The organism is Acidovorax sp. 1608163, assembly GCF_003669015.1.
GTDB lineage: Bacteria > Pseudomonadota > Gammaproteobacteria > Burkholderiales > Burkholderiaceae_C > Acidovorax.
Window position 1 is genome coordinate 2,100,175 of sequence record NZ_CP033069.1, and the last position, 25,850, is coordinate 2,126,024.

Sequence of the window (25,850 nt, forward strand, 5' to 3'; positions counted from 1 at the left end):
AAAAAGCGGCGCGCTCAGCGCGCGAAAGGGTCGGGGGATGATAGCGGCGAAGCCAGGCTGGCCAGCCGTTCCTTCAATTGGCGAAGAAAGCCATCGTCCAGCGTGATCTGCAAGGGCACGGCCAGGGCGTCGGGGTGCTGTTTCCACAGCTTGATAGCGTCTTTTTCAGTGCAAACAAGCACCTCGGGCTGATCGGATAAGCGCTGCCAGCTATCAAAATCATAGTGGTCTGGCAGGGCTTCCTGGGTGGCCAATGTCAGTCCTGCGGATCTCAGCATGCCAAAGAACAGGCCCGGCTGGCCGATGGCAGCCACTGCGTGCACAGGTTGGCCCTGCAGCGTGTTCAAAGGTACCTGGCGCCCATCGGCCGCCACGGCGTAACTGGCAAGGTGGCGTTGCAGCCCAAAAGTGCCACCAGTGGCTGGTGCCCTGGCGAGGCTGGGTGGCGGCGCATCACCCGTGTAAAGCACCCAGTCCACCCGCCGGGGCCAAGGCTCGCGCAGGGGGCCTGCGGGCAGCAAAAAGCCGTTGCCTGTGCCGTGGGGGTTGAAGACGCAAATTTCCAGATCGCGCTGCAGCGCCAAGTGCTGCAGGCCATCGTCGCAGACCAGCACGTCCACCTCGGGGTGCTGTGCCAGCAGGGTGCGCGCCGCCAGGGTGCGCTTGCTGGCGACGTACACCGGCACGCGGCACTGCTGTGCGATCAGCAAGGGCTCGTCACCCACCTCGCTGGCCGCCGAGGTGGGCAAAACCGCCAGGCAGCCCTGGGTGGTGCGGCCATAGCCGCGGGAGACAACGCCAGGGCGCAGGCCCTGGCTTTGCAGGTGTTGGACCAGCGCCATCACCACCGGCGTTTTGCCCGAGCCCCCGGCCACCACATTGCCCACGACGATCACTGGCCGCCCAGGGTGCTCGGAGTGCAGCAGGCCGGTTTGGTACAGCGCGGCACGGGTCGCCATGAGCGCGCGGTACAGCTGAGACACGGGCCACAGGGCCCAGCTCAGCGCACTGCGGCGCTGCCACAGGGCGGGCCAGCCATGGGTGCCACTGATTTTTGGGGGGAGAGCGTTTGGCTGCACACCCCCGGGCCGCGAGGCCGAGGAAGGCGGCTGCGGCGTGGGGGTTGCCATGCCGCTCAGCGGTTGCTTGCGCGCGCGCCAGCGGTGGATTGGGTCGCGAAGGTGATTTGTGTCAGGCCCACGCGCCGGGCCGCTTCCATCACGGTCACCACCGACTGGTGGGGCGCCATGGCATCGGCACTGATGATGACGACGCTGTCTTTGCCTGCGCTGGCGGCGCCGCGCAGGGCCTGGGCCACAGCGTCCACGCTCTTGCCCTCCACACCGCCCTTGTTGACGGCGTAGCGGCCATCGGCTGCCACGGCAACGATGACCTCCTTGGGGTGGTCGCGTTGCTGCTCGGCATCGGCCACTGGCAGGGTGAGCTTGAGTTCGGTGAACTTGCTGTAGGTGGTGGTCAGCATCAAAAAGATGAGGATCACCAGCAGCACGTCGATGAACGGAATCAGGTTGATTTCCGGCTCATCCTTCGCTCGGGGCGGAAGTTCATGGGCATACGCTGGGCCGCCTGTTTGCTTACTTGCGGTGGCGCAGGATGTGGCGCACAAACTGCTCAGACGCCAATTCGAGCGTGAGCAGGTAGGCATCGACCCGGCCGCGGAAGTAGCGCCAGAAGATCAGCGCCGGGATGGCCACGATCAGGCCAAACGCGGTGTTGTACAGGGCGATGGAGATACCCTGGGCCAGTTGGGCGGGGTTGCCGCCTCCCAGGGCGCCCGTGTTGCCGCCTTGCGAGCCAAAGATCTCGATCATCCCGATCACGGTGCCCAGCAGGCCCAGCAGCGGGGCGGCCGAGGCAATGGTGGCCAGCGCGCTCAGGTACTTCTCCAGGCGGTGGGCCACGGCCCGGCCGCTGCCCTCCATGGTGGCGCGCAGGTCGGTTTCGCTGCACTGGGGGTTGGCATTGAGCGCACGCAGGCCCGAGGCCAGCACCTCACCCAGGGCCGAACTTTGGGCCAACTGGTTGACGACGTCCGGGGTGGGTAGCGAGCGGGAGGACACGGTGATGGCCTCGTCCAGCAGTTTGGGGGGGGCGATGCGGGCTGTTTTCAAGGAAACAAAGCGCTCGCAAATCAAGGCCAGAGCCAGGACAGAACAGGCAATGAGGGGCCAAATGGGCCAGCCTGCGGCTTGTATGATGGACAGCAATTCTCTCTCCGCTCAGGTGAAGTCAGTCGGCAATTATGGCCCAGGCGGCTGGCGCTTTGAGGTCACAAACCGTTACGAGAAATCGCCGCCTTCGGTGCGCAGGCCTCGCCCACAAAATCTGTGGATAACTTTGTGGGTAAGCGGGTGGGTATCCCCGCCAAAGCGGCGCCAAATGGGCGTTGTAACAGATTGATGAAAAATTGCACAGCAAAAAATCCATATAAAACAATGACTTGTACGTGTTTGCGTCTTTTGCAGGGTGTTGGCTTGGCCGGGGTGTGTGGCGCTGGTGCGTCGCCCGCGCTGTGGAGTACTTGGGGCCACGCGGCTGCGCCAAGGCCCGTGGTGGCCCATGTTTGAGGCGTCCACCCCCGCAGCCACGCCGCGTGTGTGGGAAGTCGGCGCGCTGTGCCGCGCCATTGCTGATGCGCTGGAGGCGCGCTTCAACCCTGTCGCGGTGCGGGGCGAGATAACTGGCTTCTCGCGCGCATCCAGCGGGCATTGCTATTTCTCGATCAAGGACGCCGCGGGCCAGTTGCGTTGCGCCATGTTCCGCCGTGCGGCCGGGCTGCTTGACTTTTCTCCCAGAGATGGTGAATTGGTCGAGGTGCGTGGCCGCCTGGGGGTCTACGAGGCCCGGGGCGACTTGCAGTTCATTGTGGAGAGCATGCAGCGCGCAGGGCAGGGCGCCCTGTTTGAGCAGTTCTTGCGCCTCAAGGCCCAGCTCGAATCCGAAGGCCTGTTCGACGCGCGGCGCAAGCGCCCCTTGCCGCTGCAGCCGCGCGGCATTGGCTTGGTCACCTCGCTGGGGGCGGCAGCCTTGCACGATGTGGTCACGGCGCTGCGCCGCCGGGTGCCGCACATCCCGGTGGCGTTGATCCCGGCGCAGGTGCAGGGCGCGGCGGCCCCCCAGTCCATGGTGGCTGCGCTGCGGCAGATGTACGCCTGGGCCGAGGGCGCTGGCGCGCCTTGGGGCCCCGAGCCAGGGAACGCTGTCCCTATCGACGTCATCCTGCTGGTGCGCGGTGGCGGGTCGATGGAAGACCTGTGGGCCTTCAATGATGAGCAACTGGCGCGCACCGTGGTGCAAAGCCCTGTGCCCCTGGTCAGCGGCGTGGGGCACGAGACCGACTTCACCATTGCCGACTTCTGCGCCGATTTGCGTGCGCCCACGCCCACGGCGGCGGCCGAGCTGGTGGCGCAGCCGCGCGAGGTGTGGCTGGGCGCGCTGGACCTGCTCGCCGACCGCCTAGACACCGCCGTGCAGCGCCAGCTGGACGCACGCCACCAGCGGCTGGACCAAGCCGCGCAGCGGCTGGGGCGCCCGTCGGGCCTGGCCGCGCGCGAGCAACTGCGCTTGGCCCGCTGCGCACAGCGCATGCGCCATGGCATGCTATTGAATTTAGAGCGGCTAGCGCTTAAGCACAAAGCGCTAAAGGCCGATTTGCCTATCAAAGTGACCCGCCAGCTGGCGCAGCAGTCTGACCGGCTGGAGCGCGCTCGCATGCAGTTGGAGCTGCTGAACCCGCAACTGGTGCTGCAGCGCGGCTATGCCTTGCTGACCGACAGCGATGGCCACACCGTCACAGGTGTGGGCCAGGCCCGCCCGGGCGATGCGCTGCGGGCCACGCTGGCCGATGGGGTGCTGGACTTGACGGTGGGGCAGCCGCGCCTGTTGTGAGGGCTGTGGGCGCGCAGCGCTTGCGGCCATGCGGTGTTGCGATGTATCTCCACTTCTCTGCACAAGGCTATTGATCTTCCTACAATGCCACGTCGCGTCAAATTGCGCGCCAGGCGTGGGGCGGCTTGCCTGTCAAGCCGCCTCCCACCTTCCAGCATTGCAAACCACGAGGAAACACCACCATGGAACATACCCTTCCCCCGCTGCCTTACGCCATCGACGCCCTGGCCCCCCACTACAGCAAGGAAACGCTGGAGTTTCACCATGGCAAGCACCACAACGCCTATGTGGTGAACCTGAACAACCTGCAAAAGGGCACTGAATTCGAGTCGCTGTCGCTCGAAGAGATCATCAAGAAGTCGTCCGGCGGCATCTACAACAACGCAGCCCAGATCTGGAACCACACCTTCTTCTGGAACTGCATGGCCCGAACGGTGGCGGCGAACCCACAGGCGCCCTGGCCGACGCCATCAACGCCAAGTTCGGCTCCTACGCTGCTTTCAAGGAAGCCTTCGTCAAGAGCGCCGTGGGCAACTTTGGCTCCGGCTGGACCTGGCTGGTGAAGAAGGCCGACGGCAGCGTTGACATCGTCAACACCGGCGCCGCTGGCACGCCCCTGACCACCGCCGACAAGGCCCTGCTCACCGTGGACGTGTGGGAACACGCCTACTACATCGACTACCGCAACCTGCGTCCCAAGTTCGTGGAAACCTTCCTGGACAAGCTGGTCAACTGGAAGTTTGCCGAAGCTAACTTCGCTTGATTTCGCTTCATGCCTGGTTTCATCCGGGCATAAAAAAACGGCCGCAAGGCCGTTTTTTTATGGGCAAAGCCTGCGCAGTCATGGGCTGGAGGCTTGTTGGCAGTTTGTAGATTGGCTGGTTATTTCTTGGTGCTGAACACTGCAGCGCTCACCAGCTTGCTGCCCGGCTTGATGCCTTTTTGGGCAAACCAGCCCTGGTTCATTTCCAGCACGTAGCGCACCGGCTTGGCCGAGCAGTGCGAGTCCTCGGTCTGTGGCTTCATGTCGGCCAGGTTCACGATGGTGCCGTCATCGGCCACAAAGGCCGCCGTCAGCGGCAACAGCGTGTTCTTCATCCAGAAGCACTGCGTGGCGGGCTGCTCAAAGACAAACAGCATGCCCTCGTGCGCTGGCATTTCCTTGCGGTGCATCAGGCCGGTTTGCCGCTCTTGCGGGGCTGCGGCCACCTGGGCATCGATGCGGTGCATGCCTGCGGTGATTTCCACGCGCTGCAGATTCATCTGGGGCTGGTTCTGGGCGCTGGCTGGCAGCGCAGTAGCCAAGGTGATCAGGCCTGCGATCAGCAGCCGGGGGAAGAGAGCAAATGACTTGGCATGGGGTCTTTGGATTCAGGCAGTTGGCGGGGGGAGGGCGCAAAGATGGCTCGTTGCGCAGCATGCTGGGCATTTTGATCCAAGTTGGGGTGGCTTCGATGAAACGGCTCGGCAACACACTGCGCTGGGCTTGGAGGCGGCTGCGCGCCACAGGTTCCGCAAGGCGACACAGGGCGCGCGTGGCCTGCCAAGGGGCGCTGGGAACGGGCCTAAAATGAAAAATGGGCCGCGCAGGTGGCACCCTCTCAATCCTTGGCTGAGCCCGACTCAGTCCTCACCGGAGACCTCCGTACATGACCGCTTTCCAGCACATCCAGGTTCCTGCCGAGGGGCAGAAGATCACCGTCAACGCCGACATGTCGCTGAACGTGCCCGACCAGCCCATCATCCCTTTCATCGAGGGCGATGGCGTGGGCCGTGACATCACGCCCGTGATGATCAAGGTGGTGGATGCTGCTGTGGCCAAGTCGTACGGCGGCCAGCGCAAGATCCAGTGGATGGAAGTGTTCGCGGGCGAAAAAGCCACCCGCATCTATGGCCCCGACGTGTGGCTGCCCGACGAAACCCTGCAGGCGGTGCGCGACTATGTGGTGTCCATCAAGGGCCCGCTCACCACGCCCGTGGGCGGCGGCATCCGCTCGCTGAACGTGGCCCTGCGCCAGGAGCTGGACTTGTACGTGTGCCTGCGCCCCGTGCAGTACTTCAAGGGCGTGCCGTCGCCCCTCAAAGAGCCTGAAAAAACCAACATGGTCATCTTCCGCGAGAACTCGGAAGACATCTACGCAGGCATTGAATTCCCCGCCGAATCCGACAAGGCCAAGAAGCTCATCGCTTTCTTGCAGAACGAGCTGGGCGCCACCAAGATCCGCTTCCCCAACACCTCGGGCATCGGCATCAAGCCCGTCTCGCGCGAGGGCACGGAGCGCCTGGTGCGCAAGGCCATCCAGTACGCCATCGACCACAACAAGCCCAACGTGACCATCGTGCACAAGGGCAACATCATGAAGTACACCGAAGGGGGCTTCCGCGACTGGGCCTACGCCCTGGCGCAGAAGGAGTTTGGCGCCGAGCTGATCGACGGCGGCCCATGGTGCAAGTTTGCCAACCCCAACACGGGCAAGGAAATCACCATCAAGGACAGCATTGCCGATGCCTTCCTGCAGCAGATTTTGCTGCGCCCCGCCGAGTACTCGGTGGTGGCCACGCTCAACTTGAACGGCGACTACATCTCCGACGCACTGGCCGCGCAGGTGGGCGGCATCGGCATTGCGCCGGGCGCCAACATGTCCGACTCGGTCGCCTGCTTTGAAGCCACCCACGGCACCGCGCCCAAGTACGCGGGCAAGGACTATGTGAACCCCGGCTCCGAAATCCTCTCGGCCGAGATGATGCTGCGCCACATGGGCTGGAAGGAAGCGGCCGACCTCATCCTGAAGTCGCTGGAAAAAGCCATTGGCAGCAAGAAGGTGACGTATGACTTTGCCCGCCTGATGGACGGCGCCACGCAGGTCAGTTGCTCGGGCTTTGGTCAGGTGATGATCGACCAGATGTGAGGTGCAGGGCGGCTGGTTTGAACAGAGTCAGCCACCGCACAACAAGCGCCCCAGCAAAAAGCCTCCTGCAATCTGTGATTGCAGGAGGCTTTTGTCTTTTTCGCCTGATTAGCAACTTGCCAGATACCCCTGCATCCGTTCGGGCTGAGCCCGTCGAAGCCAGGGCTTGCCGCGTGCGTGCAAGGCTTCGACAGGCTCAGCCCGAACGGGTGGGGACGAGAAGGCGTCTGAGGCAAGTCGCTAATCAGGCTTTTCGCCCTCTGGCGCTTGATAGATAAGCGCAAGCAGCTATTTTATTGATAGCAATCAGCAATCAGCAATCAGCAATCAGCAATCAGCAATCAGCAATCAGCAATCAGCAATCAGCAATCAGCAATCAGCAATCAGCGGTCAGCCTGTGGCCCCGCTGTTAGCCCAATCCGCCGCGTAGCCACTGCCGCCGCCAGGTGCTCATCGTGCGTCACCAGCATCAGCGCGGCCCCGGTCTCCTGCGTGGCGCTCAGCAAAATCTGGATGGCCTCTTGCTGCGTGATTGGGTCCAGGCGCGAGGTGGGCTCGTCGGCAAACAGCAGGGCGGGCTGCGCCACCAGCACGCGGGCCAGGGCAATGCGCTGCAGCTCGCCGCCCGACACTTGCTCGGGCTTGCGCGCCAGCAGACTTTCGGGCACGCGCAGTTGCTCCAGCCGGCGCTGCACGGCCTTCCAGTCGCAGCGGTGCAGCCGGGCGGCATCGCGCAGTGACTGGGCCAGGCTGATGTGCGGTGCAAACGAGCCCACCGGGTCCTGGTACAGCTTTTGAAACGCATGGGGGCGCAGGCCTGCATTGCGGGCCACGCGGCCTGTGTCGGGCCGCAGCAGGCCCAGCAGCACATTGCCCAGCGTGCTCTTGCCTGTGCCGCTGGGGCCTTGCACGGCTACGCGCTCGCCGCTGTGGATCTGCAGGTCCATGGGGGCAAACAGCTGCTGCGCGCCATAGGCTTTGGAGATACCCTGGGCCTGCACCACGCTCTCGCCCACCTGCGGCGCGGCAAACGGCAGCCAGCGGGCCGGGTCGGCGTCCATCAACTGGCGGGTAAAGGGGTGCGCGGGCTGCGCCGCCACCTCGTCGATGCGGCCTTGCTCTACCGCCTGCCCGTGCCGCAGCACGATGACCTGGCCGCCCAGCGCCTGCGCCACGGCCATGTCGTGCGTGATGGCCAGCAGGCAGCCGCCCGCCTGCAGCACGCCACGGAACAGCGCCACCGTGCGGTCACGCCAGTGGTTGTCCAGGCCCTTGGTGGGCTCGTCCACCATCAGCACCGGTGCGCCGCCTGCCAGGGTGATGGCGGCCACCGCCCGCTGCGCCATGCCGCCCGACAGTTGCCAGGGGTAGTGCCCTGTGGCCTGGCCCAGGCCAGCGCGGGCCAGCTCTTGCTGCGCGCGTTCAGCGGCGTCGGCAGGCGGCTGCGCGTGCAGCAGGGCATAGACCTCGGCCAGTTGCGGCGCCACGCGCTGAAAGGGGTTGAGGGCCACCGACGGCTCCTGCGGCAGCAGGGCCAGCTTGCGGCCCCACAGTGCGCGGCGGGCGCTGGCGTCTTCGGCACGCGTGGTCACGCCGTCGATGGTGATGGCGCCCGATGCCCGCAGTGCAGGCGGCAGGTTGCCCATGATGGCCTGGGCCAGCAGCGACTTGCCCGCGCCGCTTTCGCCCACCAGGCTCAGCGCCTCGCCAGCATGCAGCCGGAACGAAATGCCCTGCAGCAGGGCGCGGTCGCCCACATGGATGGCCAGGTTGTCCACCACCAGCAGGGCGGTGGTGGCATGGGTTGGTTGGGTTGCGTGGATTGCTTGGGTCATGCGGCCTCCCGCTCGGGTTGGATGAGCATCATGGCGGCCACCAGCCACAGCAGCACGGCAGTGGGGGCGGCAATCAGCCAGGGCGCTTCTTCGTAATAAGGCATGGCCTCGGTGATCATCAGGCCTAGCTCGGCCGTAGGGGGCTGCGCCCCCACGCCCACAAAGCCCAGCGCGGCCAGCGCCAGCACCGCCTGCGCGGTGGTAAAGGCCAGCAGCGTGCCCAGCGTGGGCGCCAGCGCGGGCAGCAGGTGGCGGCGCAGGACGTAGGCCCGGCCAAAGCCCAGCAGGCGCGATGCCTGCACCGCATCGCCCGCCAGCACAGGCCGCGCCATGGCCCGGCACACGCGAAAGTATTCGACCCACAGCGCAGTGGCCATGCCCACATACAGCGCCCACAACTGGCCCGGGGCCAGCGCCGCAATCAGCAGCACCAGCAGCAGGCCAGGAATGGCCAGCACCGCATCGGCCAGCATGAGCAGCACCCGCTCGGTGCGCCCACCGCGCCACGCGGCCAGCACGCCCAGCAGGGTGCCGGGCACGGCCGCACTCAAGGCCGCCAGCAGCGCCATGCCTAATGAGAGCTGCGTGGCATGCGCCAGCCGCTCCAGCCACGAGCGGCCCAGCACATCCGTGCCCAGCCAGTGCGCTGCGCCGGGCGTGGCCAGCTGGTTGCGCAGGTTCTGCTCAATGGGGCTGGCGCCCACCAGCCAGGGGCCCAGCAGCGCCCACAGGGCCAGCAGCCCAATCAGCACCAGGCCCGTGCGTTGCTGCCACGAAGCAGCGGGTTTTGCTCTGCCCATGGAGGGCTGTGACAGTGGCGGTGTGGCCGCAGCCACCTCCGCAAGGGTGGTCGTCATTGTGTGCGGTGCGGTCATGCGGCCACCCCCCGTTGTTGGCGTGGGTCCAGCGCCACGCAGGCTGCATCGAGCAGCAGGTTGAACACCACAAACAGCAGCGCCATCGCCAGCGCCGCGCCTTGCACCACGGGGATGTCGCGCCCAAAGATGGCGTGCACAAGCGCATGGCCAATACCGGGCCAGGCAAACAGCGTCTCTACCACCAGCGCGCCTTCCACCAAAAACAGCGTCTGCACGCCCAGGTAGGCCACCACGGGCACCGCGGCGGCGCGCAGGCCGTGGCGCAGCACGGCTTGCAGGTCGCTCAGCCCCTTGGTGCGGGCAAATTCAAATGCGGGCGATTGGGCCACCTCTTGCATGGCACTGCGCGTGACGCGGGCAAGGCCTGCACCCAGGCCCAGGCCCAGCGCCAGCGCAGGCAGCACCAGGCTGGCGCTGTCGTCGTCGCCCGCCACGGGCAAAAAGCCCCAGTGCACCGCCACCAGCAGCATCAGCAGCACCGACAGCAAAAACGGCGGCGTGCCACGCAGCACCACGGCCAGCGCCCAACTGGCGCGGTCGGCCACCCCCCGGGGCGCAGGCCTGCCCACAGGCCCAGGGGCACGCCCATGGCCAGGGCCACCGCCAGCGCTGCGGCAGACAGGCGCAGCGTGGCGCCCAGGTGGTGGGCCACCTCCACCCACACGGGGCGCTGGGTGATGAGCGACTGGCCCAGGTTCAGCGTGGCCATGTCGCTCCACCAGCCCAGCAGGCCTTGCAGGGCGCTCTGGTTCAGCCCCAGCTCGGCGCGCACGGCATCGGCCGCCGCGCCGCTGACCAGGTCCAGCCCATAGCGGCTGGCGGCCACGCGCATGGCCAGGTCGCCCGGTAGTGCGCGCACCATGAAAAAGCACAGCGTGCCGATGATGAGCGCCAGCGCCACCACCTGCAGACCGCGCCGCCCCAGCATGTGCAGCCAGGGGTTGCGAAGGGAAAGATTCATGCGTTGCTCCAATGCATCTCAGTGAGCCGGTAGCTGCGCTCCAGCGGGTCCAGCGACACGCCTTGCAGGCGGCGGTTCACGGCCACGTGCTGGCGGTACCAGGCGATGGGGATGACGGGTAGTTCGTCTTGCAGCACCTGCGTGACGGTGGCGCGCAGCGCCTGCGCACGGCGCGCATCGGGCGTGCTGCGCATCAGCTCGGCCAGGGCCTGCACCACGGCATCGCTGTGCCAGCCCATGGCGCCCCAGTCGCCGCCTTGGGCAGAAAAATCGCCCGCCAGCGTGCCCGCCGGGTCGGGCACATTGGTGTAGTTGCGTGCAGCCAGGGCCAACTGCAGCGTGCCGTCGCGGTGGCCCATGGGGATGTCGCCCGAGTTGCCGATCTGCACCTTCACGGCAATGCCCGCCAGGCGCCACTGCTCTTGCAGCGCGGTGGCCACCAGGGGCAGTTCGGGCCGGTCTAAAAAGGTGCGTATCGCCAAGGTCAGCGGCTGCCCGTCCGGCCCGCGCAGGCCGTCGGTGTGGCGCTGCCAGCCCGCTTCGCGCAGCAGGCGCTGGGCAGCTTCGGGGTCGTGCCGCAGCGGGGGCAGGGCGGGGTGGTGCCAGTCGGCCAGCGTGGGGGGCAGCAGCTGCGTGGCGGCCAGGGCTTCGTCGCCCATCAGGGCCTGGGCAATGCCTGCACGGTCAATGCTCAGGCTCAGCGCCTGGCGCACGCGCACGTCTTGCAGGCCGGGCAGCGTGGCATTGAGCTTGACGATGACGGTGCGCGGCAGCGTGACCGATGTGATGCCCACCTTGGCATGGCGCTTGAGCCGCCGCAGGCTGGCCGGGTCCAGCCCATAGGCCAGGTGGGCCTGGCCGCCTTCCACCATCAGCGCCCGCGTTTCGGCGCGGCCAGCGGCCAGGTAGGCCACGCTGCGTATCGCAGGGGCGGGCGTGGAGGCGGGGCGGTCATAGTCGTCAAACGCCTCGGTCTCCACCTGCTGGGGCGGCACCAGCTTGGCGATGCGATAGGGGCCGCTGCCAATGATGCGCTGCACCTTGCCGTCTGCGCCATAGCTCTCGGGCGCCAGCACCAGCGTGCTGTAGTGCGCCAACTGGGCGGCCAGGGCGTTGTGCGGGCGGGCCAGGCGAATGCGCAGTGCGCCATCCCCCTCGGCGGTGATGGCGGTGATGGGCGCGTTGCTGAGCAAGGCGGGCGCCTTTTGGGCGCGCTGCAGGCTTTGCACCACGGCCTGCGCGGTGACCCGGTTGCCGTTGTGAAAGCGCGCACCGGGCCGCAGCGTGAACTGCCAGGCCAGCCCATCGGCAGACACCTGCCAGCGCTCGGCCAGCGCGGGCTGCGGGCGGCCGTTGTCGCTGGCGCCCAGCAGGGTTTCGCACACCTGCAGGTTCAGCAGCATGAAGCCGCTGCTGGCGGGCGAGAGGCTGGTGAACTCCCACGGGCCCACGATTTGCAAGGTGGCAGGGGCTGCGCCGCCCTGGGCCAGCGCCCTGGGGGCCGCGCCTGCGGTGATGCAGGCGCTGGCCGTTTGCAGCGCGGCGCGGCGTGTGCAGCCCTGTGGTGGCGGGGCGGGCTTGAAGCCGTGTTTCAAAAAAATCTCCTGGTTTGTGTTTGAGAGAGGTTGGGCGGCGTGCGAAGGCAACTTGCCTCTGCCCGCCCATTCCCTGCCCGTTCACGCTGAGCCTGTTGAAGGGCCTGCACGGCCTGTGCCCTGGCTTCGACAGGCTCAGCTCGAACGGTGGCTCGGGCACGCATGGTTTCAACGGATGATGGAACGCTAGCGGGCATGGCGTGGCTGCACTGCTTGATGGCCAGAGCCAGCGTCAGAACTTGGCCTGCAGCCCCACCGTCACGGTGCGCAGTGCCCCAGGCGTTACCCACACGCGGCTGTACGAGCTGGTGTAGTGCACCTTGTCGAACAGGTTGTCCACGTCCAGCGTCAGGTTCACCGTGGGGCTCAGGCGCCAGTACGCCAGCAGCTTGGCCGTGGTGTAGCTGGGCAGGTCAAACGCGGCGGTGCCTGCATTGGCCTCGGCCTGCGTGCGGGCCTGGCCTAGGCGCTTGCCCATGTAGGTCACGCCACCGCCCAGGCCCCAGCGCTGGCCGTTGGCCAAAGCGTCTTCGTACACGGCCAGCACGCTGCCGTTCACCTTGGGCACGTTCAGCAGGCGCCCGCCCACCTCCAGCGTGTTGTCGCGGCTCACTTCCACGTCGTTGAAGACCAGGCTGGCGTTCAGGCGCCAGTGGGCACTCAGGCGGCCCGCCACGTCCAGCTCCAGCCCCCGGCTGCGCACCTCGCCTGCAGCGGCCGAGAAGCCCGCGTTCAGCGGGTCACTGGTCAACACGTTGCGCTTGGTGATGTCAAACAGCGCCGCCGTGGCGCCCAGGCGCTGGTCAGCGCTCTCCCACTTGGCGCCCAGTTCCAGGGCGCGGGCTTTTTCGGGGGTAAAGGCATTGCCTGCCGCATCGCTGCCCGTGTTGGGGCGGAAGGACTTGCCCGCGTTGGCATACACCGTAAAGCCCTGCGCGGGCAGCCAGCTCACGCCCAGGCGCGGCGACACGGCCGAGGGGGTTTGCACGGTGGTCGTCGTGTTCAGGCGGTTTTGCAGGCTCTGGTCGTAGTTGTCGGCCCGCAGCCCGGCCATCACGCGCCACTGCTCGCCCAGCTTCAGGGTGTCTTGCACATACAGCGCGGTGTTGCGCTGCTTCTCGCGGGTATCGGTGTTGCGGCCCGGCGTGGGCTGGGCCTGGCCGTACACGGGGTTGAAGATGTCGATGGCGTAGGGCGCGCTGGCGCTGGGGTTGGCGCGCAGCATCAGCGAATCCATGTGAAAGCGGTAGCTCTCCAGCCCCACCAGCACCTCTTGCTCCAGCCCGCCCGCACGCACGGTGCCCTGCAGCTCGGCCTGCAGCGCTACGTCGTCCGACTGAAAGTCGCGGTAACGGCGCTGGCGTCGCAGGGTGCGGTCATCGGCCTGCAAGGCGCTGGCCTCGGTCGAATAGCCCTTCAACCCCGTCTCGCGGTACGACAAGCCCGTGCGGCTGCGCCAGTCGGCATTCCACTCGTGCGACAGCACCAGCTGGTGCGTCTGGTTGGTTACCGTCACATCGCCGTCGGCGGGCTCGCCCAAAAAGCGGCTCACAGGCACCGCGCCCAGTTGGTTGTTCACCGCCACCACACCCCGGTCTAGCGGCGTGGCGTGGCGCAGGTATTCCGAGGTGTATTCGAGCACCGTGTTGGGCGAGAGCTTCCAGGTAAAGGCCGGGGCCACCACCTGGCGCTGCGCGCTCACCTGGTCGCGAAAGCTGCCCTTGTCTTCCACCGCCACGTTCAGGCGGTAGGCCAGGTTGTCAGAGATGGGGCCCGTCGTGTCCAGCGCCGCCCGCCCCAGGCCGTGGCTGCCCGCGTAGGCCTCGACGGAATGCGCGGCCTTCCACAGCGGCTTTTTGCTCACGATGTTGAGCGTGCCGCCAGGCTCGCTGCTGCCATACAGCGCAGCGGCAGGGCCTTTCAAAAACTCGATGCGCTCCACGCCCGACAGGTCACGCGGCGCGTTAAAGCCCCGGTTGGACGAAAACCCGTTGAGCAGCGTCGCCATGCCCGTGTTCTCGTTGCCCGGCAGGCCGCGAATGGCAATGTTGTCCCACAGCCCGCCAAAGTTGTTCTGGCGCGAGACACCGCCCACATAGTCCAGCACATCATCCAGCCGCGTAGCGCCCAGGTCGTCCAGCGTCTGGCGCGACATCACGCGCACCGACTGCGGCAGCTCGCGCAGCGGCAGGCTGGTCTTGGCCCCCTCGGCCTCGTCGGCGTAATAGGTGCCCAAGGCACTGCGGCCCACCACATCTACGGCAGACAGGGTGGGTGGGGTGATGACATCGCCCTCAGCCGCCCAGGCGGCGGGAGCAGAGGCAACCAGGGCAGCCACTGCCAAAGCCGTCAGCGTGGGGCGCGGCAGAGGGGCGGAGCGAGAAAAAGAAACCAAAGAAGAACGCATGGCAAACCAGTCCAAAAGCAATGAATGCAAAAGCCAGAAGGCAGCGGGGCAGGGCACCCATCCGCAATGCGATGGGGCGCAAACAGCCTCACGCCCGCACACACCCCGGCGGGGTGAATGCATGGCTGCAAAAAAGGGGGGATGCGCCCAAGAACATGTTCAAAGGGCGCAAGCTGGCTGGGGCCTGAACCGTGTCAGGCCCGTTGGGCTGGCGGAGGGTCTCTGGCAGCAAACGGCCAGCGCACCTGCTGGGCCGTGAAGGTGCCCACGCCTTGCGGCAGGGCCATACGGGGTTCTGTGGGCGGTGGCTGCGGCTTGGCCGCTGCATGGGCCAGCCCCGCATCCAGCGCATGCGTCAGGCACCAGGCGCAGGTGGCGTGGGTTTCTTCCTTGTCTTGCTCGCCGCTGGCTGCATCCAAGCGCGCTTCATCAGCTCCATCAGCCTGCACTCCACTGGCGGCTGCTGGGGCCACCTGCACGCTGCGCACCGCCTCGCGAATGTGCCGTGCCTCGTGCAGGGGCACACCTGCCAGGGCGTTGAACAACGCGGCCAGCAGAAGCAGAATGTGGAGGGGCAGGGCGGGGATGGTGCGGCGCAGCATGAGGGGGTGCGAATCATACTCAAGTGCGGCAGCTATTTGCTTTGATGCGCACACGTTGAAAAATGAGCGTGATCTTTCTCTATTTTGGTGTCAACGCACAAAAATCAGTAGGTATTTTCGTATATATGGGCGGTTGATAGCCCAGTTGCTGGCATGTGAGTGCTGATGCCGCTGAACCAAAGTCTCAAAAATAAAGACTTTGAAAGGGGGCCTCTAACAGGCTGCTGAAATACCAGTCTGCCGATGCCAACCGGAAAGCTCGACCTCATAAAAGGGCCTACAAGCGATTTTTTGAGGCACCCAGAGGTTACGCGACTATTTGGAACGCAGTTGTTGGAGTTGCCGGGAGGTATTGCAGCAGCCTACTAACGCCCAAGGTAAGCGGCGCCGGAGCACCGAAGGTGCGCAGGGCACAAACACAGGCCATGAGAATGCCGAAGGCATGGCCTGTGTTGGCGTCCGCTTGACCGACCAGTTAGGCCTGTGACCGGCATTTGATCTCTGCCTTCAATTTTTCGATTGAAATTGCAGGTGAGGCTCTGTGAACCATTGCGTGGCAGTTTGCGCAGAGCGGAATTAAGTCTTTGATGGGATCTACGACGTAGCTGTTCTTGATTTCAGCCAGCGGTTTGACGTGATGAACATGAATGAATGCCTTACCCAGCTCGCCATACTTTTCTTCAAAGCTGAAGCCACAGCATTGGCACTTGTAGCCGTAGTGTTCAACACACTTATTCCTTGCATCTGCACTGCGTTCGTATGCATTGACCGCGATCGATCTGGTTGCGCCTTCGACATACTGTTTTGCATCAGGCACCTCTTCCGCCGCCGTGAACTCTCTCTTACCCGATCCGTTTGCGTGTCGATATAGGCCATGCCCAACGCGGATGAACTTGGGTTCCTTTTTGCTCAAATCGAAGCCTTCTGCCTGTGGGCAGTAGTCTTCCATCTTGCGCTGGATTGTTTGCCGGAAGGACTTCTCATGCTGATAGTTGTCAGGAATGGATTCTCCGCAGTGGACCTTAAGCACTTGGTCTTGGATAGCCTTCGCTTTTGCTTCTCCTCCCAAGGCAAACAAGGCTTGCTCAATGTCGTCTATGTTTACTGTGTACTTCATAAGCGCGAGTGGGCTTAACGTTTGAATTCACTGGACTGGCACGGCTTGCCGCGACAGGTCCAGTGGAATGATTGGTTGGGCCTCACTTGGGAGGGCCAGACGACGTTTCGGCGGATGGTCTGTCTACCTTTACTTGCATACGAAGTGTTGGCAGGCCCTCAACATTAACCGCAAGGTTGTACGTTCCAGGGGTAACATCGAAAATTACCGGGGGCTTGCCTGAAACTTCTTTCGGTTGCCCTGCCTGATCTGTCAAGCTGACAACGGCAGAGACATCTTTGGCAATATTGCGGAACGAAGGCTGCTCTGGTTGAAGATACCAGTCAACTTCAAGGCGTTTTCCAATCCACGCAGAATTTACGCCCTCTTGCTTGGGGCTGACGAGAATTAGCTTCTGCTCGGGCCAGATAGCCTTCTTAAGGCTAACCATACTCGTGACTGAAAAGGCCGTTATGAGGGCAGTAGCGATTGGCACCCCCAACTTCATCCATTTACTCTCGTCCTTCTCCGACGGAACAGAACCTGTGAAAAAATCCCCGGTATCCATAGCCTTTACTTGCTTAAGTTTGAGGGTGCTTGGCCATGCGTCAATCAATGGATCAACTTTCTCAGGAGGGATTGATGTACGAATTCGAAGTTTCTTGTGATCGGTAGGAGAGCTAATTCCTACGGTGATGCTTCGAGCGCGAAGTTGTACAGAGACTTCTCCAAAGGTAGAGGCGCGGCGGTTTAGGTACTCGTAAAACGACTCCAAAGTGAAGAAGGGGGTAAGCCGCTCAATTTCCCCATCGAAGGATTTTACGAATGCATTCTCAAGGTATGGATTCGGTCCAATGGCCTTGGCTATGGCTTCCACGCCAATTCCAAAGTCCTTAGGGCTCCATTGACCGACCTCAAATTCAATCGAACTCTTGCGATACTTGTATGGGTGCGGCTTACTCGGAACCAACTTGAAATTTTTCTGCAAAGCTGCCACTGCTTGCGAAGCCGGCAGTTCCGGCGTTTCGTCGATTCGGATTCTGAGATAGTGATGTTGGTGATGGAGCAAAGACTGCCGTACTTTTCCCGCATATTGGGTGATTACGCTCTCTTCAATATTCGGCCATTCGCTCGTGATGAACACTCTTGCTTCAGCGCTAGTGTAGAAGATTGTCCTCCGTGTTGAGGCAGCGGGGCACATCCAGACTTCGATTCGAACCTTTTCTGCATTGTTGGCAAAGCTTTCAATCTGGTTGATATAGCGTTCGAACCAATCGAGATCGATATGATCCTCAACGTCATACCAGTACTCAATCTCACTTGGTAGCTCCTGCGGCATTATCTAGTCCTGTGCAATGGTTGTGTGATTTTTGATGTCCAACGTTTAATGTAAGCGGCTACGGAGGCCGCAGGCTGGGGGGAAGGGTTAGGCCGGGTCAGAGGTAGCACTATTTTTACCAATTTTGATTCACTTTGGATCAATGCTTGCGGAGATAACGCCAAACTTGTTGTAGCGAATGGCGCATGCAACTTCTCCCATTGTGGAGGACGCAGGAATAAATGTAATCCACGATTTGTCCGCTCGTTCTTCGATGTCATGCTCAATCCAGTGCCGCTGAAAACCATATTTTCCGCTAGGCTGGGCAGTGATGAAACTGCAGTTCCCTTATGGATTCCACTGCAAAATCTCTCTAGTTGCCTTATTTTCCGCTAATTCCAGGTAATAAAAACAATAAACAGGGTGGCAAGTGCAATAACTATTTGAGCAATGTCACAAATTAACCGAAGAAAAAATGCCAGCATATGCGGCCTAACGGACAAGATAAGCGGACCGCAGAATGCGGGTCCGCTTGAGCGCAGCGTTAGACCCGAAGGCCAAAAGGAAAATCCCTGAATTGGAGACGGGCGCGGCCCACGCAAAAGCGCTGGGCCACCGAAGCGGCGCGGCGCTACAAAAAAATAGCTGATAGCGCTTGCTGCACAAGCGCCAGAGGCCAAAAAGGCTTGAAACCGACGAGGCGAACGCAGGCGAAGCCCAGCAGAGCGCCAAAGCCCCAAAGGAGAAACCTTTGAGAAGGGCAAAACGCTGGAGTTAATGGCGGCCTGCATAAAGCGGAGTGTGAAGGGACTAACGTAGAGCTAAGGGGCGCGCCGAAGGCGCGTCCCAGCGACCAGAGGGAGCGAACTTGAGCGCAGGGTTAGACATCGTTCTTTTGCCCTAGCAATAAGCTCCGAAGCGCGCCGGCAACTGCAATTATTACCCCGCAACCTGCGGCGAATAAATCCAAAATCACGTGGCTGCTCGCCAGACCGTAAAACAGTGCGTCTACCAAGCCTAAGAATGCAGCAGCTGTAATAGCGACTACAACGAACATAAGCCACCCCGAAGGCGTCTGTGGTGCTTTTTGATGCAGCCAACTGAACACTGCGCCTGCCGCCAATGCGAGAAATACAAAAGGCCATATTACTAGAGGAACGTGCTGAGGAGGTACAAGCCAGGCGAACATTGCGGCGCAGGTGCCGATGAATGTGAGTGCAGCGAGCGATGGCATCACGATGTCTAACTAGAAATGGACGACACCACAAAATCGGTCGTGGGTCTGATAAAAAATTCAGCCATGGTTTCGCCCAGCCAAATCATTCCGCCCCCCGATTAGGCAAACCTAAAAAATCGCGGATGAAAAGCACACGGGCGCTGTAACGATATGCCACAGCGCCCGCTCTTGCCCTCAAAGAGCCGCAGCCCTATCCATCAAAATTTTTTCTGCACCATCTTAATAATGCTGGAAAAATCCAGCCCCCCATGCCCCGCCAGGCTGTGCACCGCATACAAATTGCGCGCCATGCCCCCAGTGGCGTAGCAGCCTTCACCGCCATCGCGTTCTCCTGCGCCAGGCCTAAATCCTTGAGCATCAAGTCCGTACCAAACCCCCCGCATAGCCCTTGCTGGCGGGCGCGGTTTCCATCACGCCGGGGTAGGGGTTGTACTTCTCCAGCGCCCAGTTGCCGCCCGAGCTGCGGCGCATGATTTCGCTCAGCACCTTGGGGTCCAGGCCGTTGGCTACGCCCAGGGCAATGGCTTCGCTGGTGCCTGCCATCAAGATGCCCAGCAGCATGTTGTTGCAGATCTTGGCCGTTTGGCCTGCGCCCACGCTGCCTGCGTGGAAGATGTTGGCGCCCATTTTTTCTAGGATGGGGCGGGCGCGTTCCAGGTCGGCGGTGTCGCCACCCACCATGAAGGTGAGGGTGCCTGCAATGGCGCCGCCGGTGCCGCCGGACACGGGCGCGTCGATAAAGGCCACGCCCTTGGCTTTGGCGGCTTCGGCCACTTTGCGAGAGGTGGCGGCTGCGATGGTGGAGCAGTCAATCACCAGCGTGCCTGCAGGCAGCTGGGCCAGTAGGTCGCCCGCGCCCAAAAAGAGGCCTTCCACATGCTGGCTGGCGGGCAGCATGCTGATGACGACTTCGGTCCCCTGCACAGCGGCTTTGGCGTCGGTGGCGATGGGCACGCCGTCTGCGGCCAGTTTGTCGCGGGCGGGTTGGGACAGGTCAAACGCGCGCACCTCGTGGCCTGCCTTGTGCAGGTTGTGTGCCATGGGTCCGCCCATGTTGCCGAGGCCGATGAATGCGATTTTCATGGTGTGTGTCTCCTTGGTGTTGTCGCGGTAATGAATGGGTTTGGTATCAAATTGATAGCTGCTAGCGCTTATTTATCAAGCCCTAGCGGCCAAAAGGCTTTAAATTGAGACGTGATGTTCAAGGGCTGATGTCTGCGCCACGGCTGTGTAGCTCGGCGCGCAGCACCGATCGGTGGCAGCGCGCCTCGTCTTCGCAGTAGCAGCCCAGCGACAGGGCGCTGTGGTGCGAGAGGGCGGCCAGCAAATCCAGTGTGCGGCTGGCTTCGGGTTGGGCCAGCTCTTTGCGAAACTGCTTCACAAAGGCCTCCCACGCCTTGTCGCCATCGGTGCCGCTGGGCACCTGCTGGCCCTGGGCCATCAAGTCAGAGCTGGGCGAGAGCAGGGGATACCACACGTCGTAGTAGTCGCGGCTGGCGAACTCGGCCTTGGGCACGCCACGCGGTGGGCGGCGCACGGTGCCGATGCGCGTGCCTTCGTCGGCGGCGCGTGGGGTGCCAAGGCGGACGATGCGCAGGGGCATGGTGGTGGGGCTCCGGGTGGGGGGGGTTGGGCGGTGGGGCGGATTAGTCGTCGGCTTCGAAGATGCTGTGCTTCTTGGCAGCGGCTGGTTTCTTGGGCTTGACGTTGGGGCTGCTGCGTTGGCTGGTGGGTGCCTTTTTGGCCGCAGCCGGGGCGGTGCTTGCCTTCTTCTTGCGCGGCGATGCCTTGGCCAGTGGGTTGTAGGCGAGGGCCTCGGTCAGCCAAAAGCTCCACTGCGCCCGTGTGGCGTAGCCATTGGGCTCCACCCAAAAGTAGCCCTGCATGCCTCCGCCGGGCGAGAGTTCGCGGGTGTTCTGCATCTCTTGAAACTCGCCATGCCGCTCGGGCGGCAAGCGCACCAGCAGCTCCTCGCCCTTCACGCCCACGCACAGCTTGCCGTCCACAAAGAAGCAGTAGCAGCCGAACATGGTGCGCTCGTCCACATCGCTGCGCTGCGCCAGGGCCGTGCGCAGGGCATCGATCAGGTGCAGGGTTTCGTCGGAGAGGGGGCGGGCGGGCATGGTTTTGAGTGAAATATGCCTCTAGCGCTTAATGCATAAGCGCAAGCAGCTATCAAAAACAGAGCGTTCTGGTGGGCTGCGCATCAGCGAATCACCTCCGTCGCATCCCCATCCAGCATGCGCCGCGCAATGATGACGCGCATGATTTCGTTGGTGCCTTCCAGAATCTGGTGCACGCGGGCGTCGCGCAGCAGGCGCTCCAGCGGGTATTCGCGGATGTAGCCGTAGCCGCCGTGCAGTTGCAGGGCCTCGTTCACCACGGTAAAGCCTGCATCGGTGGCAAAGCGCTTGGCCATGGCGCAGTAGGTGGATGCGTCGCGGGCCCCGGCGTCAAGCTTGCTGGCAGCCAGGCGCACCATCTGGCGGGCTGCGACCAGCTCGGTCGCCATGTCGGCCAGCTTGAACTGCAGGGCCTGGAAGCTGGCGATGGGTTTGCCAAACTGCTTGCGGTCTTGCATGTACTGTTGGGCGGCGTTGAGTGCGCCTTGCGCGGCGCCCACCGAGCAGGTGGCGATGTTGATGCGCCCGCCGTCCAGGCCTTTCATGGCGATCTTGAAGCCTTCGCCCTCGCGGCCCAGCAGGTGGTCGGCGGGGATGCGCACGTTGTCAAAGCTGATGGTGCGGGTGGGCTGGCTGTTCCAGCCCATCTTGTGTTCCTTTTTGCCGTAGGTGATGCCGGGTGCATCGGCTGGCACGGCAAAGGCGCTGATGCCGCTGGCGCCGGATGCCGCATCCCCGGTGCGCGCCATGAGCACAAGCACATCGGTGGCGCCTGCGCCGCTGATGAAGGCCTTGCTGCCGTTGATGACGTATTCGTTGCCCACCAACTCGGCCCGGGTCTTGAGCGAGGCGGCATCTGAGCCCGCGCCGGGCTCGGTCAGGCAGTAGCTGGCGAGCTTTTGCCCGGTGGTGAGCAGCGGGCCCCAGTGGTCGCGCACGGCGGGTGTGGCCCAGGTGCCCAGCATCCAGGTGGCCATGTTGTTGATGGTGATGAAGGCGGTGGTGCTGGGGTCGATGGCGGCCATTTCCTCGAACACCAGAGTGGCGTCCAGGCGGGGCAGGGCGAGGCCACCTGCGGCTTCGGGCGCATACAGGCCGCAAAAGCCCAGCTCGCCCGCCTTGGCGATGGCCTCCTTTGGGAAGATGCCCTCGGCGTCCCACTGGGCGGCGTGCGGTGCCAGCTCAGCCAGGGCAAAGTCGCGGGCGGTTTGGGCAAAGGCGCGTTGTTCTTCGGTCAGCTCAAAGTCCATGGCGTTGTCTCTTGTTTTGTGGTGTGGCGCTGGGGGCGGATTCGGTCTGTGCAAGCGCTGTGCGAGGCTTCGACAGGCTCAGCCTGAACGGGGGCCGGAGAACGCGTGGTTTGATCAGTCCACCCCGTTCGCCCTGAGCCTGTCGAAGGGCTTGCCAGCCTTGCGCCCTGGCTTCGACAGGCTCAGCCCGAACGGTGTGGGGTGGTGCTTGGCAAGTCATCACGGCTTGGCCGGGCTGTCGTTGCTCAGCCAGCGCATCAGGCCTTTGCGCCGCTCTTGCGTCTTGCGCGTCAGGCACTGTTGGTACAGGCGCGGGCCTTCGGGCTGGGTTTCGGTGGATTGGGTCTCGCGCTTGCATTGCACCGTGCGTTCGCGCACCCAGGCGGAATGTTCCTGCCGCAGTTGCGGGCGTTCGTGGGCAGACAGGGCTCGCATCACGTCTTCGTACAGGATTTGCAGGGTGGTGTCTGCCGCTTGAAACTCTTGCACGGCGCAGGCATTGATCTCTGCCACGGTGCCCGTGGGTTTGCAGGCCGCACCGGCCTGGGCATGGGCGCTGGGGCTGGTGAGCAGGGCTGCGCTGAGCAGCAGGGCTGTTGCAGTCCAGGGGGCCACTTTCGTCGATGTGTGATTGCATTGCATGGCCTGGTTTTAACACTGCCAACGCATGGCTTTGAGGGCCCTCGAAAAGCTCAGGCTGAATGGTGAATGGAGCCCAAGGGCACCCCCCACCGTTCGGGCTGAGCCTGTCGAAGCCTTGCGCGGCGCTTCGACAGGCTCAGCGTGAACGGGCGGTTTGGTGGGGCCCATCGCACGCACCAAGCCCTTGGCAACCGTTACTTCAAGCTGATCGTGGTGTTGACACCCTGGCTCACGGTGCTGTCGTCAAACCAGCGTGCCGTCACGGTCTTGGTCTGGGTGTAGAACATCACCACCTGCTTGCCGTAGGGGCCCAGGTCGCCCAGCTTGGAGGCGCGCGAGCCGGTGAACGAGAAGATCGGCACGGGCACAGGGATTGGCACGTTGATACCGACCTGGCCCACGTCGATCTCTTCCTGGAACTTGCGCGCTGCTGCGCCGCTTTGCGTGAAGATGGCCGTGCCGTTGCCGTTGGGGTTGGCGTTGATGAACTCGATGGCGTCGTCCAGCGTGTCGGCAGCGGCCAGGCACAGCACGGGGCCAAAAATCTCTTGGTCGTAGATGGACATGCCGGGCTTTACGCCGCTGAAGATGGTGGGGCCCACAAAGTTGCCCTTTTCGTAGCCGGGCACGCTGGGGTTGCGGCCGTCCAGCTCCAGCGTGGCGCCGTCGGCAATGCCGCGCTCGATCAGGCCCACCACGCGGTCGCGGGCGGCGCACGAGATGACGGGGCCCACGTCGGTGCCTTTTTCTGTGCCGCCGCTCACCTTGAGCGTTTGGGCCTTGGCCACCAGATCAGGAATCCACTTTTGCGATTCGCCCACCAGAATGACCACCGACAGCGCCATGCAGCGCTGGCCTGCGGCGCCAAAGGCGGCACCGGCCAGGGCGTTCAGGGTTTGTTCCTTGTTGGCATCGGGCACCACGATGGCGTGGTTCTTCGCACCCATCATGCATTGCACGCGCTTGCCGTTGAGGCTGGCGCGGTTGTACACATGCGTGCCCACCTTGGTGGAGCCTACGAAGCTGATGGCCTTGATATCGGGGTGGTCGCAAATGGCGTTCACGGCGTCTTCGCCGCCATGCACCACGTTCAGCACGCCGGGCGGGATGCCCGCTTCGAGCGCCAGCTCGCACAGGCGCATGGTCACCATGGGGTCCTGTTCAGAGGGCTTGAGCACAAACGTGTTGCCCGTGGCAATGGCCATGGGGAACATCCACAGCGGAATCATGGCCGGAAAGTTGAACGGCGTGATGCCCGCGCACACGCCCAGCGGCTGCATCACGGTGTAGGTGTCCACACCATTGGCCACGTTGTTGGCCAGCTCGCCCAGTTGCAGGTTGCCAATGCCAGCGGCATGCTCCACCACCTCCAGGCCGCGGAACACATCGCCTTCGGCGTCGGGCAGGGTCTTGCCTTGCTCGGCCGTCAGCAGCGCGGCCAGCTCGGCCATGTTTTCGCGGATGAGTTGCTGCAGCTTCAAGAAGATGCGGGCACGCGTGCCGATGGGGGTTTTCTTCCAGGTCTTGAACGCCTCTTTGCCCGAGGCCACGGCGGCGTTGATTTCTTCAGGCGTGGCAAACGGCACGCGGGCCAGCACCTCTTGCGTGGCGGGGTTCACCACGTTGCGCCACTGCGTGGTTTGGGATTCGACAAACTTGCCGCCAATCAGCAGCTTGACGGTGGGGGCCAGCACGGCCGTGGAAGTGGGGGCGTTCATGGTGTGTCTCCTCAAAGGGTTATCGCGTGGCGCGCTTTCCGGCTCCAGGCGTCCGGTTCCAAGCGCAACGGGTGCATCGTATCTGTGCAAAATTTGCAAGACAATACGAATGAATGCACTTTTGATCTGCAAATTTGCACATCGATGGCTCCGCAGACAGATGTACCTCGTGCGCTGTGGGTGAAAGGACTGGGGATGGACTGGGACAACCTGCGCTATTTTTTGGAATTGGCCCGCCTGGGCACTTTGGCGGGCGCGGCGCGGCGCCTGTCGGTGGAGCACACCACCGTGTCCCGCCGCATCCAGGCCCTGGAAAAGCAGATGGGCGTGGCCCTGTTTGCCCGTGAGGCGGGCGGCCATCGGCTGACAGAGGCCGGGCGGCAGTTGCTGCCTGCGGTGGAGTCGATGGAGTCTGCAGTGCTGGGGGCCGAGCGCGCGGCACCGGCGTCGCACGAAGGCCCCTCGGGCTTGGTGCGTGTGGGGGCCACCGAGGGCTTTGGCACCTTGATTTTGGCGCCGCAGCTCGCACACCTCACCCGCAAGCACCCGCACCTGTCGATCGACCTGCTGGCTTTGCCGCGCATGCTGCATTTGTCGCGGCGCGAGGCGGACATCGTCATATCGCTGGAGCGGCCCACGCGCGGGTCGGTGATCGTGAGCCGCTTGTCGGACTACGCGCTGTACCTCTATGGCCAGCGCGAATACCTGGCGCGCAAGCCTTTGGTGTCGTGCCGCGAGGACCTGCGCCACCATGCGTTTGTGAGCTATGTGGACGACCTGCTGTTCACCAAAGAGCTGCAATTTTTGGACGCGCTGTACCCGCCCGAGCGGTTTGCCTTTCGCAGCACCAGCATCACCGCGCAGTACGAGGCGGTGCGCGCTGGCGCGGGTTTGGCGGTGTTGCCCGCATTTTTGGCCGACCGTGACCCGGTGCTGGCGCGCGTGCTGCCCGAAGAGGCGCGATTCACCCGCACCTTTTGGATGAGCATGCCGTCTGAAGCCAAACACCTGGCGCGCATGCAGGTGACCTGGGCGTTTTTGCGTGAGACGGCTGTTGCAAGCAAGCCCCTGTTGCTGCCGGGCGTTGCACCCCGGTCGTGACGATGGGGTGCTCACGGGTGCACCCCGTGTGTCTATGCCTTAAATCCTGCCCGTCAGCAGCAGCACGACCAGAATCAGCACCACCAGCCCGACGCCTCCGCTGGGCCCGTAGCCCCATGCCCGGCTATGGCCCCAGGTGGGCAATGCCCCCACCAGAATGAGGATGAGGACGATCAAAAGAATGAGTGAGAGTGACATGGCGGCCTGTGCGTTGTGTTGCGGTAAATGGATTGTTGGGGCCGACGCCAGTCGCGCTTGCAGGTGGTGCG

At 63.6% G+C, this 25,850-nt stretch carries 23 protein-coding genes and 2 pseudogenes; 4 read left to right on the forward strand and 21 right to left on the reverse strand.

The window, feature by feature from the left end; translation table 11 throughout:
• Window positions 1-14: 14 nt before the first annotated feature.
• From lpxK to EAG14_RS09470, 3 genes are all read right to left on the reverse strand, one after another.
• Complete coding sequence (lpxK, locus tag EAG14_RS09460; RefSeq protein ID WP_121728691.1) at window positions 15-1,130, reverse strand: tetraacyldisaccharide 4'-kinase; 1,116 nt, start codon at window positions 1,128-1,130, stop codon at window positions 15-17.
• Between the two features lie 5 nt (window positions 1,131-1,135).
• Complete coding sequence (locus EAG14_RS09465; protein ID WP_371414408.1) at window positions 1,136-1,510, reverse strand: ExbD/TolR family protein; 375 nt, start codon at window positions 1,508-1,510, stop codon at window positions 1,136-1,138.
• A gap of 85 nt (window positions 1,511-1,595) precedes the next feature.
• Complete coding sequence (locus EAG14_RS09470) at window positions 1,596-2,228, reverse strand: MotA/TolQ/ExbB proton channel family protein (RefSeq protein ID WP_099655610.1); 633 nt, start codon at window positions 2,226-2,228, stop codon at window positions 1,596-1,598.
• Window positions 2,229-2,580: 352 nt separating this feature from the next.
• Here EAG14_RS09470 and xseA point away from each other — a divergent pair, with 352 nt between their 5' ends.
• Together xseA and EAG14_RS09480 are read left to right on the forward strand one after the other, a co-directional pair.
• On the forward strand, window positions 2,581-3,909 hold the full coding sequence (gene xseA / locus EAG14_RS09475) for an exodeoxyribonuclease VII large subunit (RefSeq protein ID WP_121728692.1): 1,329 nt from the start codon (window positions 2,581-2,583) through the stop codon (window positions 3,907-3,909).
• Between the two features lie 182 nt (window positions 3,910-4,091).
• A pseudogene (locus EAG14_RS09480) lies at window positions 4,092-4,672 on the forward strand (superoxide dismutase).
• 119 nt (window positions 4,673-4,791) lie between these two features.
• On the opposite strand, the gene EAG14_RS09485 reads toward EAG14_RS09480, so the two are convergent.
• A complete protein-coding gene (locus tag EAG14_RS09485) occupies window positions 4,792-5,238 on the reverse strand; it encodes a DUF192 domain-containing protein (protein ID WP_240457041.1) in 447 nt (148 codons plus the stop codon).
• A 320-nt stretch (window positions 5,239-5,558) separates the two neighbouring features.
• Here EAG14_RS09485 and icd point away from each other — a divergent pair, with 320 nt between their 5' ends.
• Window positions 5,559-6,818 carry an NADP-dependent isocitrate dehydrogenase gene (gene icd, locus EAG14_RS09490; RefSeq protein ID WP_099655607.1) on the forward strand — a complete coding sequence of 420 codons (1,260 nt, stop codon included), beginning with the start codon at window positions 5,559-5,561 and terminating at the stop codon, window positions 6,816-6,818.
• A gap of 383 nt (window positions 6,819-7,201) precedes the next feature.
• On the opposite strand, the gene EAG14_RS09495 is transcribed toward icd, so the two are convergent.
• From EAG14_RS09495 to EAG14_RS09565, 16 genes and pseudogenes are all read right to left on the reverse strand, one after another.
• Entirely contained in the window at window positions 7,202-8,653 is a 1,452-nt protein-coding gene (locus EAG14_RS09495) for an ABC transporter ATP-binding protein (protein WP_121728693.1), read from the reverse strand.
• On the reverse strand, window positions 8,650-9,453 hold the full coding sequence (locus EAG14_RS09500) for an ABC transporter permease (protein ID WP_205603534.1): 804 nt from the start codon (window positions 9,451-9,453) through the stop codon (window positions 8,650-8,652). The genes EAG14_RS09495 and EAG14_RS09500 overlap by 4 nt, the downstream gene beginning before the upstream one ends.
• 71 nt (window positions 9,454-9,524) lie before the next feature.
• Window positions 9,525-10,076 carry an ABC transporter permease subunit gene (locus EAG14_RS23735; protein WP_371414409.1) on the reverse strand — a complete coding sequence of 184 codons (552 nt, stop codon included), beginning with the start codon at window positions 10,074-10,076 and terminating at the stop codon, window positions 9,525-9,527.
• A complete protein-coding gene (locus tag EAG14_RS23740) occupies window positions 10,001-10,492 on the reverse strand; it encodes a hypothetical protein (protein ID WP_371414410.1) in 492 nt (163 codons plus the stop codon). Before EAG14_RS23740 ends, EAG14_RS23735 begins: the two co-directional genes overlap by 76 nt.
• A complete protein-coding gene (locus tag EAG14_RS09510) occupies window positions 10,489-12,087 on the reverse strand; it encodes an ABC transporter substrate-binding protein (protein WP_240456980.1) in 1,599 nt (532 codons plus the stop codon). Before EAG14_RS09510 ends, EAG14_RS23740 begins: the two co-directional genes overlap by 4 nt.
• Window positions 12,088-12,319: 232 nt before the next feature.
• A complete protein-coding gene (locus tag EAG14_RS09515) occupies window positions 12,320-14,494 on the reverse strand; it encodes a TonB-dependent siderophore receptor (protein ID WP_121730396.1) in 2,175 nt (724 codons plus the stop codon).
• Between the two features lie 194 nt (window positions 14,495-14,688).
• Window positions 14,689-15,096, reverse strand: coding sequence for a DUF2946 family protein (locus EAG14_RS09520; protein ID WP_121728695.1), 408 nt, complete (start codon window positions 15,094-15,096; stop codon window positions 14,689-14,691).
• 475 nt (window positions 15,097-15,571) lie between these two features.
• Window positions 15,572-16,213 carry an HNH endonuclease gene (locus tag EAG14_RS09525; protein WP_121728696.1) on the reverse strand — a complete coding sequence of 214 codons (642 nt, stop codon included), beginning with the start codon at window positions 16,211-16,213 and terminating at the stop codon, window positions 15,572-15,574.
• Window positions 16,214-16,295: 82 nt separating this feature from the next.
• Entirely contained in the window at window positions 16,296-17,531 is a 1,236-nt protein-coding gene (locus EAG14_RS09530) for a hypothetical protein (protein ID WP_121728697.1), read from the reverse strand.
• 471 nt (window positions 17,532-18,002) lie between these two features.
• Window positions 18,003-18,242: a DUF1010 domain-containing protein gene (locus EAG14_RS23270; protein ID WP_371414411.1), complete on the reverse strand. Its 240-nt coding sequence runs from the start codon at window positions 18,240-18,242 to the stop codon at window positions 18,003-18,005.
• Between the two features lie 702 nt (window positions 18,243-18,944).
• A pseudogene (gene mmsB, locus EAG14_RS09540) lies at window positions 18,945-19,830 on the reverse strand (3-hydroxyisobutyrate dehydrogenase).
• Between the two features lie 118 nt (window positions 19,831-19,948).
• The gene (locus tag EAG14_RS09545; protein WP_121728698.1) at window positions 19,949-20,350 is read right to left on the reverse strand and encodes a DUF488 domain-containing protein; all 402 of its coding nucleotides are present in this window, start codon (window positions 20,348-20,350) and stop codon (window positions 19,949-19,951) included.
• Between the two features lie 43 nt (window positions 20,351-20,393).
• The gene (locus tag EAG14_RS09550; RefSeq protein ID WP_121728699.1) at window positions 20,394-20,870 is read right to left on the reverse strand and encodes a TfoX/Sxy family protein; all 477 of its coding nucleotides are present in this window, start codon (window positions 20,868-20,870) and stop codon (window positions 20,394-20,396) included.
• Between the two features lie 83 nt (window positions 20,871-20,953).
• Window positions 20,954-22,120: an acyl-CoA dehydrogenase family protein gene (locus EAG14_RS09555; protein ID WP_121728700.1), complete on the reverse strand. Its 1,167-nt coding sequence runs from the start codon at window positions 22,118-22,120 to the stop codon at window positions 20,954-20,956.
• A gap of 219 nt (window positions 22,121-22,339) precedes the next feature.
• A complete protein-coding gene (locus EAG14_RS09560; protein ID WP_121728701.1) occupies window positions 22,340-22,762 on the reverse strand; it encodes a lysozyme inhibitor LprI family protein in 423 nt (140 codons plus the stop codon).
• A 194-nt stretch (window positions 22,763-22,956) separates the two neighbouring features.
• Window positions 22,957-24,480: a CoA-acylating methylmalonate-semialdehyde dehydrogenase gene (locus tag EAG14_RS09565; protein ID WP_121728702.1), complete on the reverse strand. Its 1,524-nt coding sequence runs from the start codon at window positions 24,478-24,480 to the stop codon at window positions 22,957-22,959.
• A gap of 195 nt (window positions 24,481-24,675) precedes the next feature.
• Between EAG14_RS09565 and EAG14_RS09570 the strand changes: the two genes are divergently transcribed.
• Window positions 24,676-25,581, forward strand: a complete 906-nt coding sequence (locus EAG14_RS09570; protein ID WP_121728703.1) for a LysR family transcriptional regulator — start codon at window positions 24,676-24,678, stop codon at window positions 25,579-25,581.
• A 39-nt stretch (window positions 25,582-25,620) separates the two neighbouring features.
• Here EAG14_RS09570 and EAG14_RS09575 read toward each other — a convergent pair whose 3' ends face one another.
• Entirely contained in the window at window positions 25,621-25,779 is a 159-nt protein-coding gene (locus EAG14_RS09575; protein WP_099655593.1) for a DUF3309 family protein, read from the reverse strand.
• Between the last annotated feature and the right edge of the window lie 71 nt (window positions 25,780-25,850).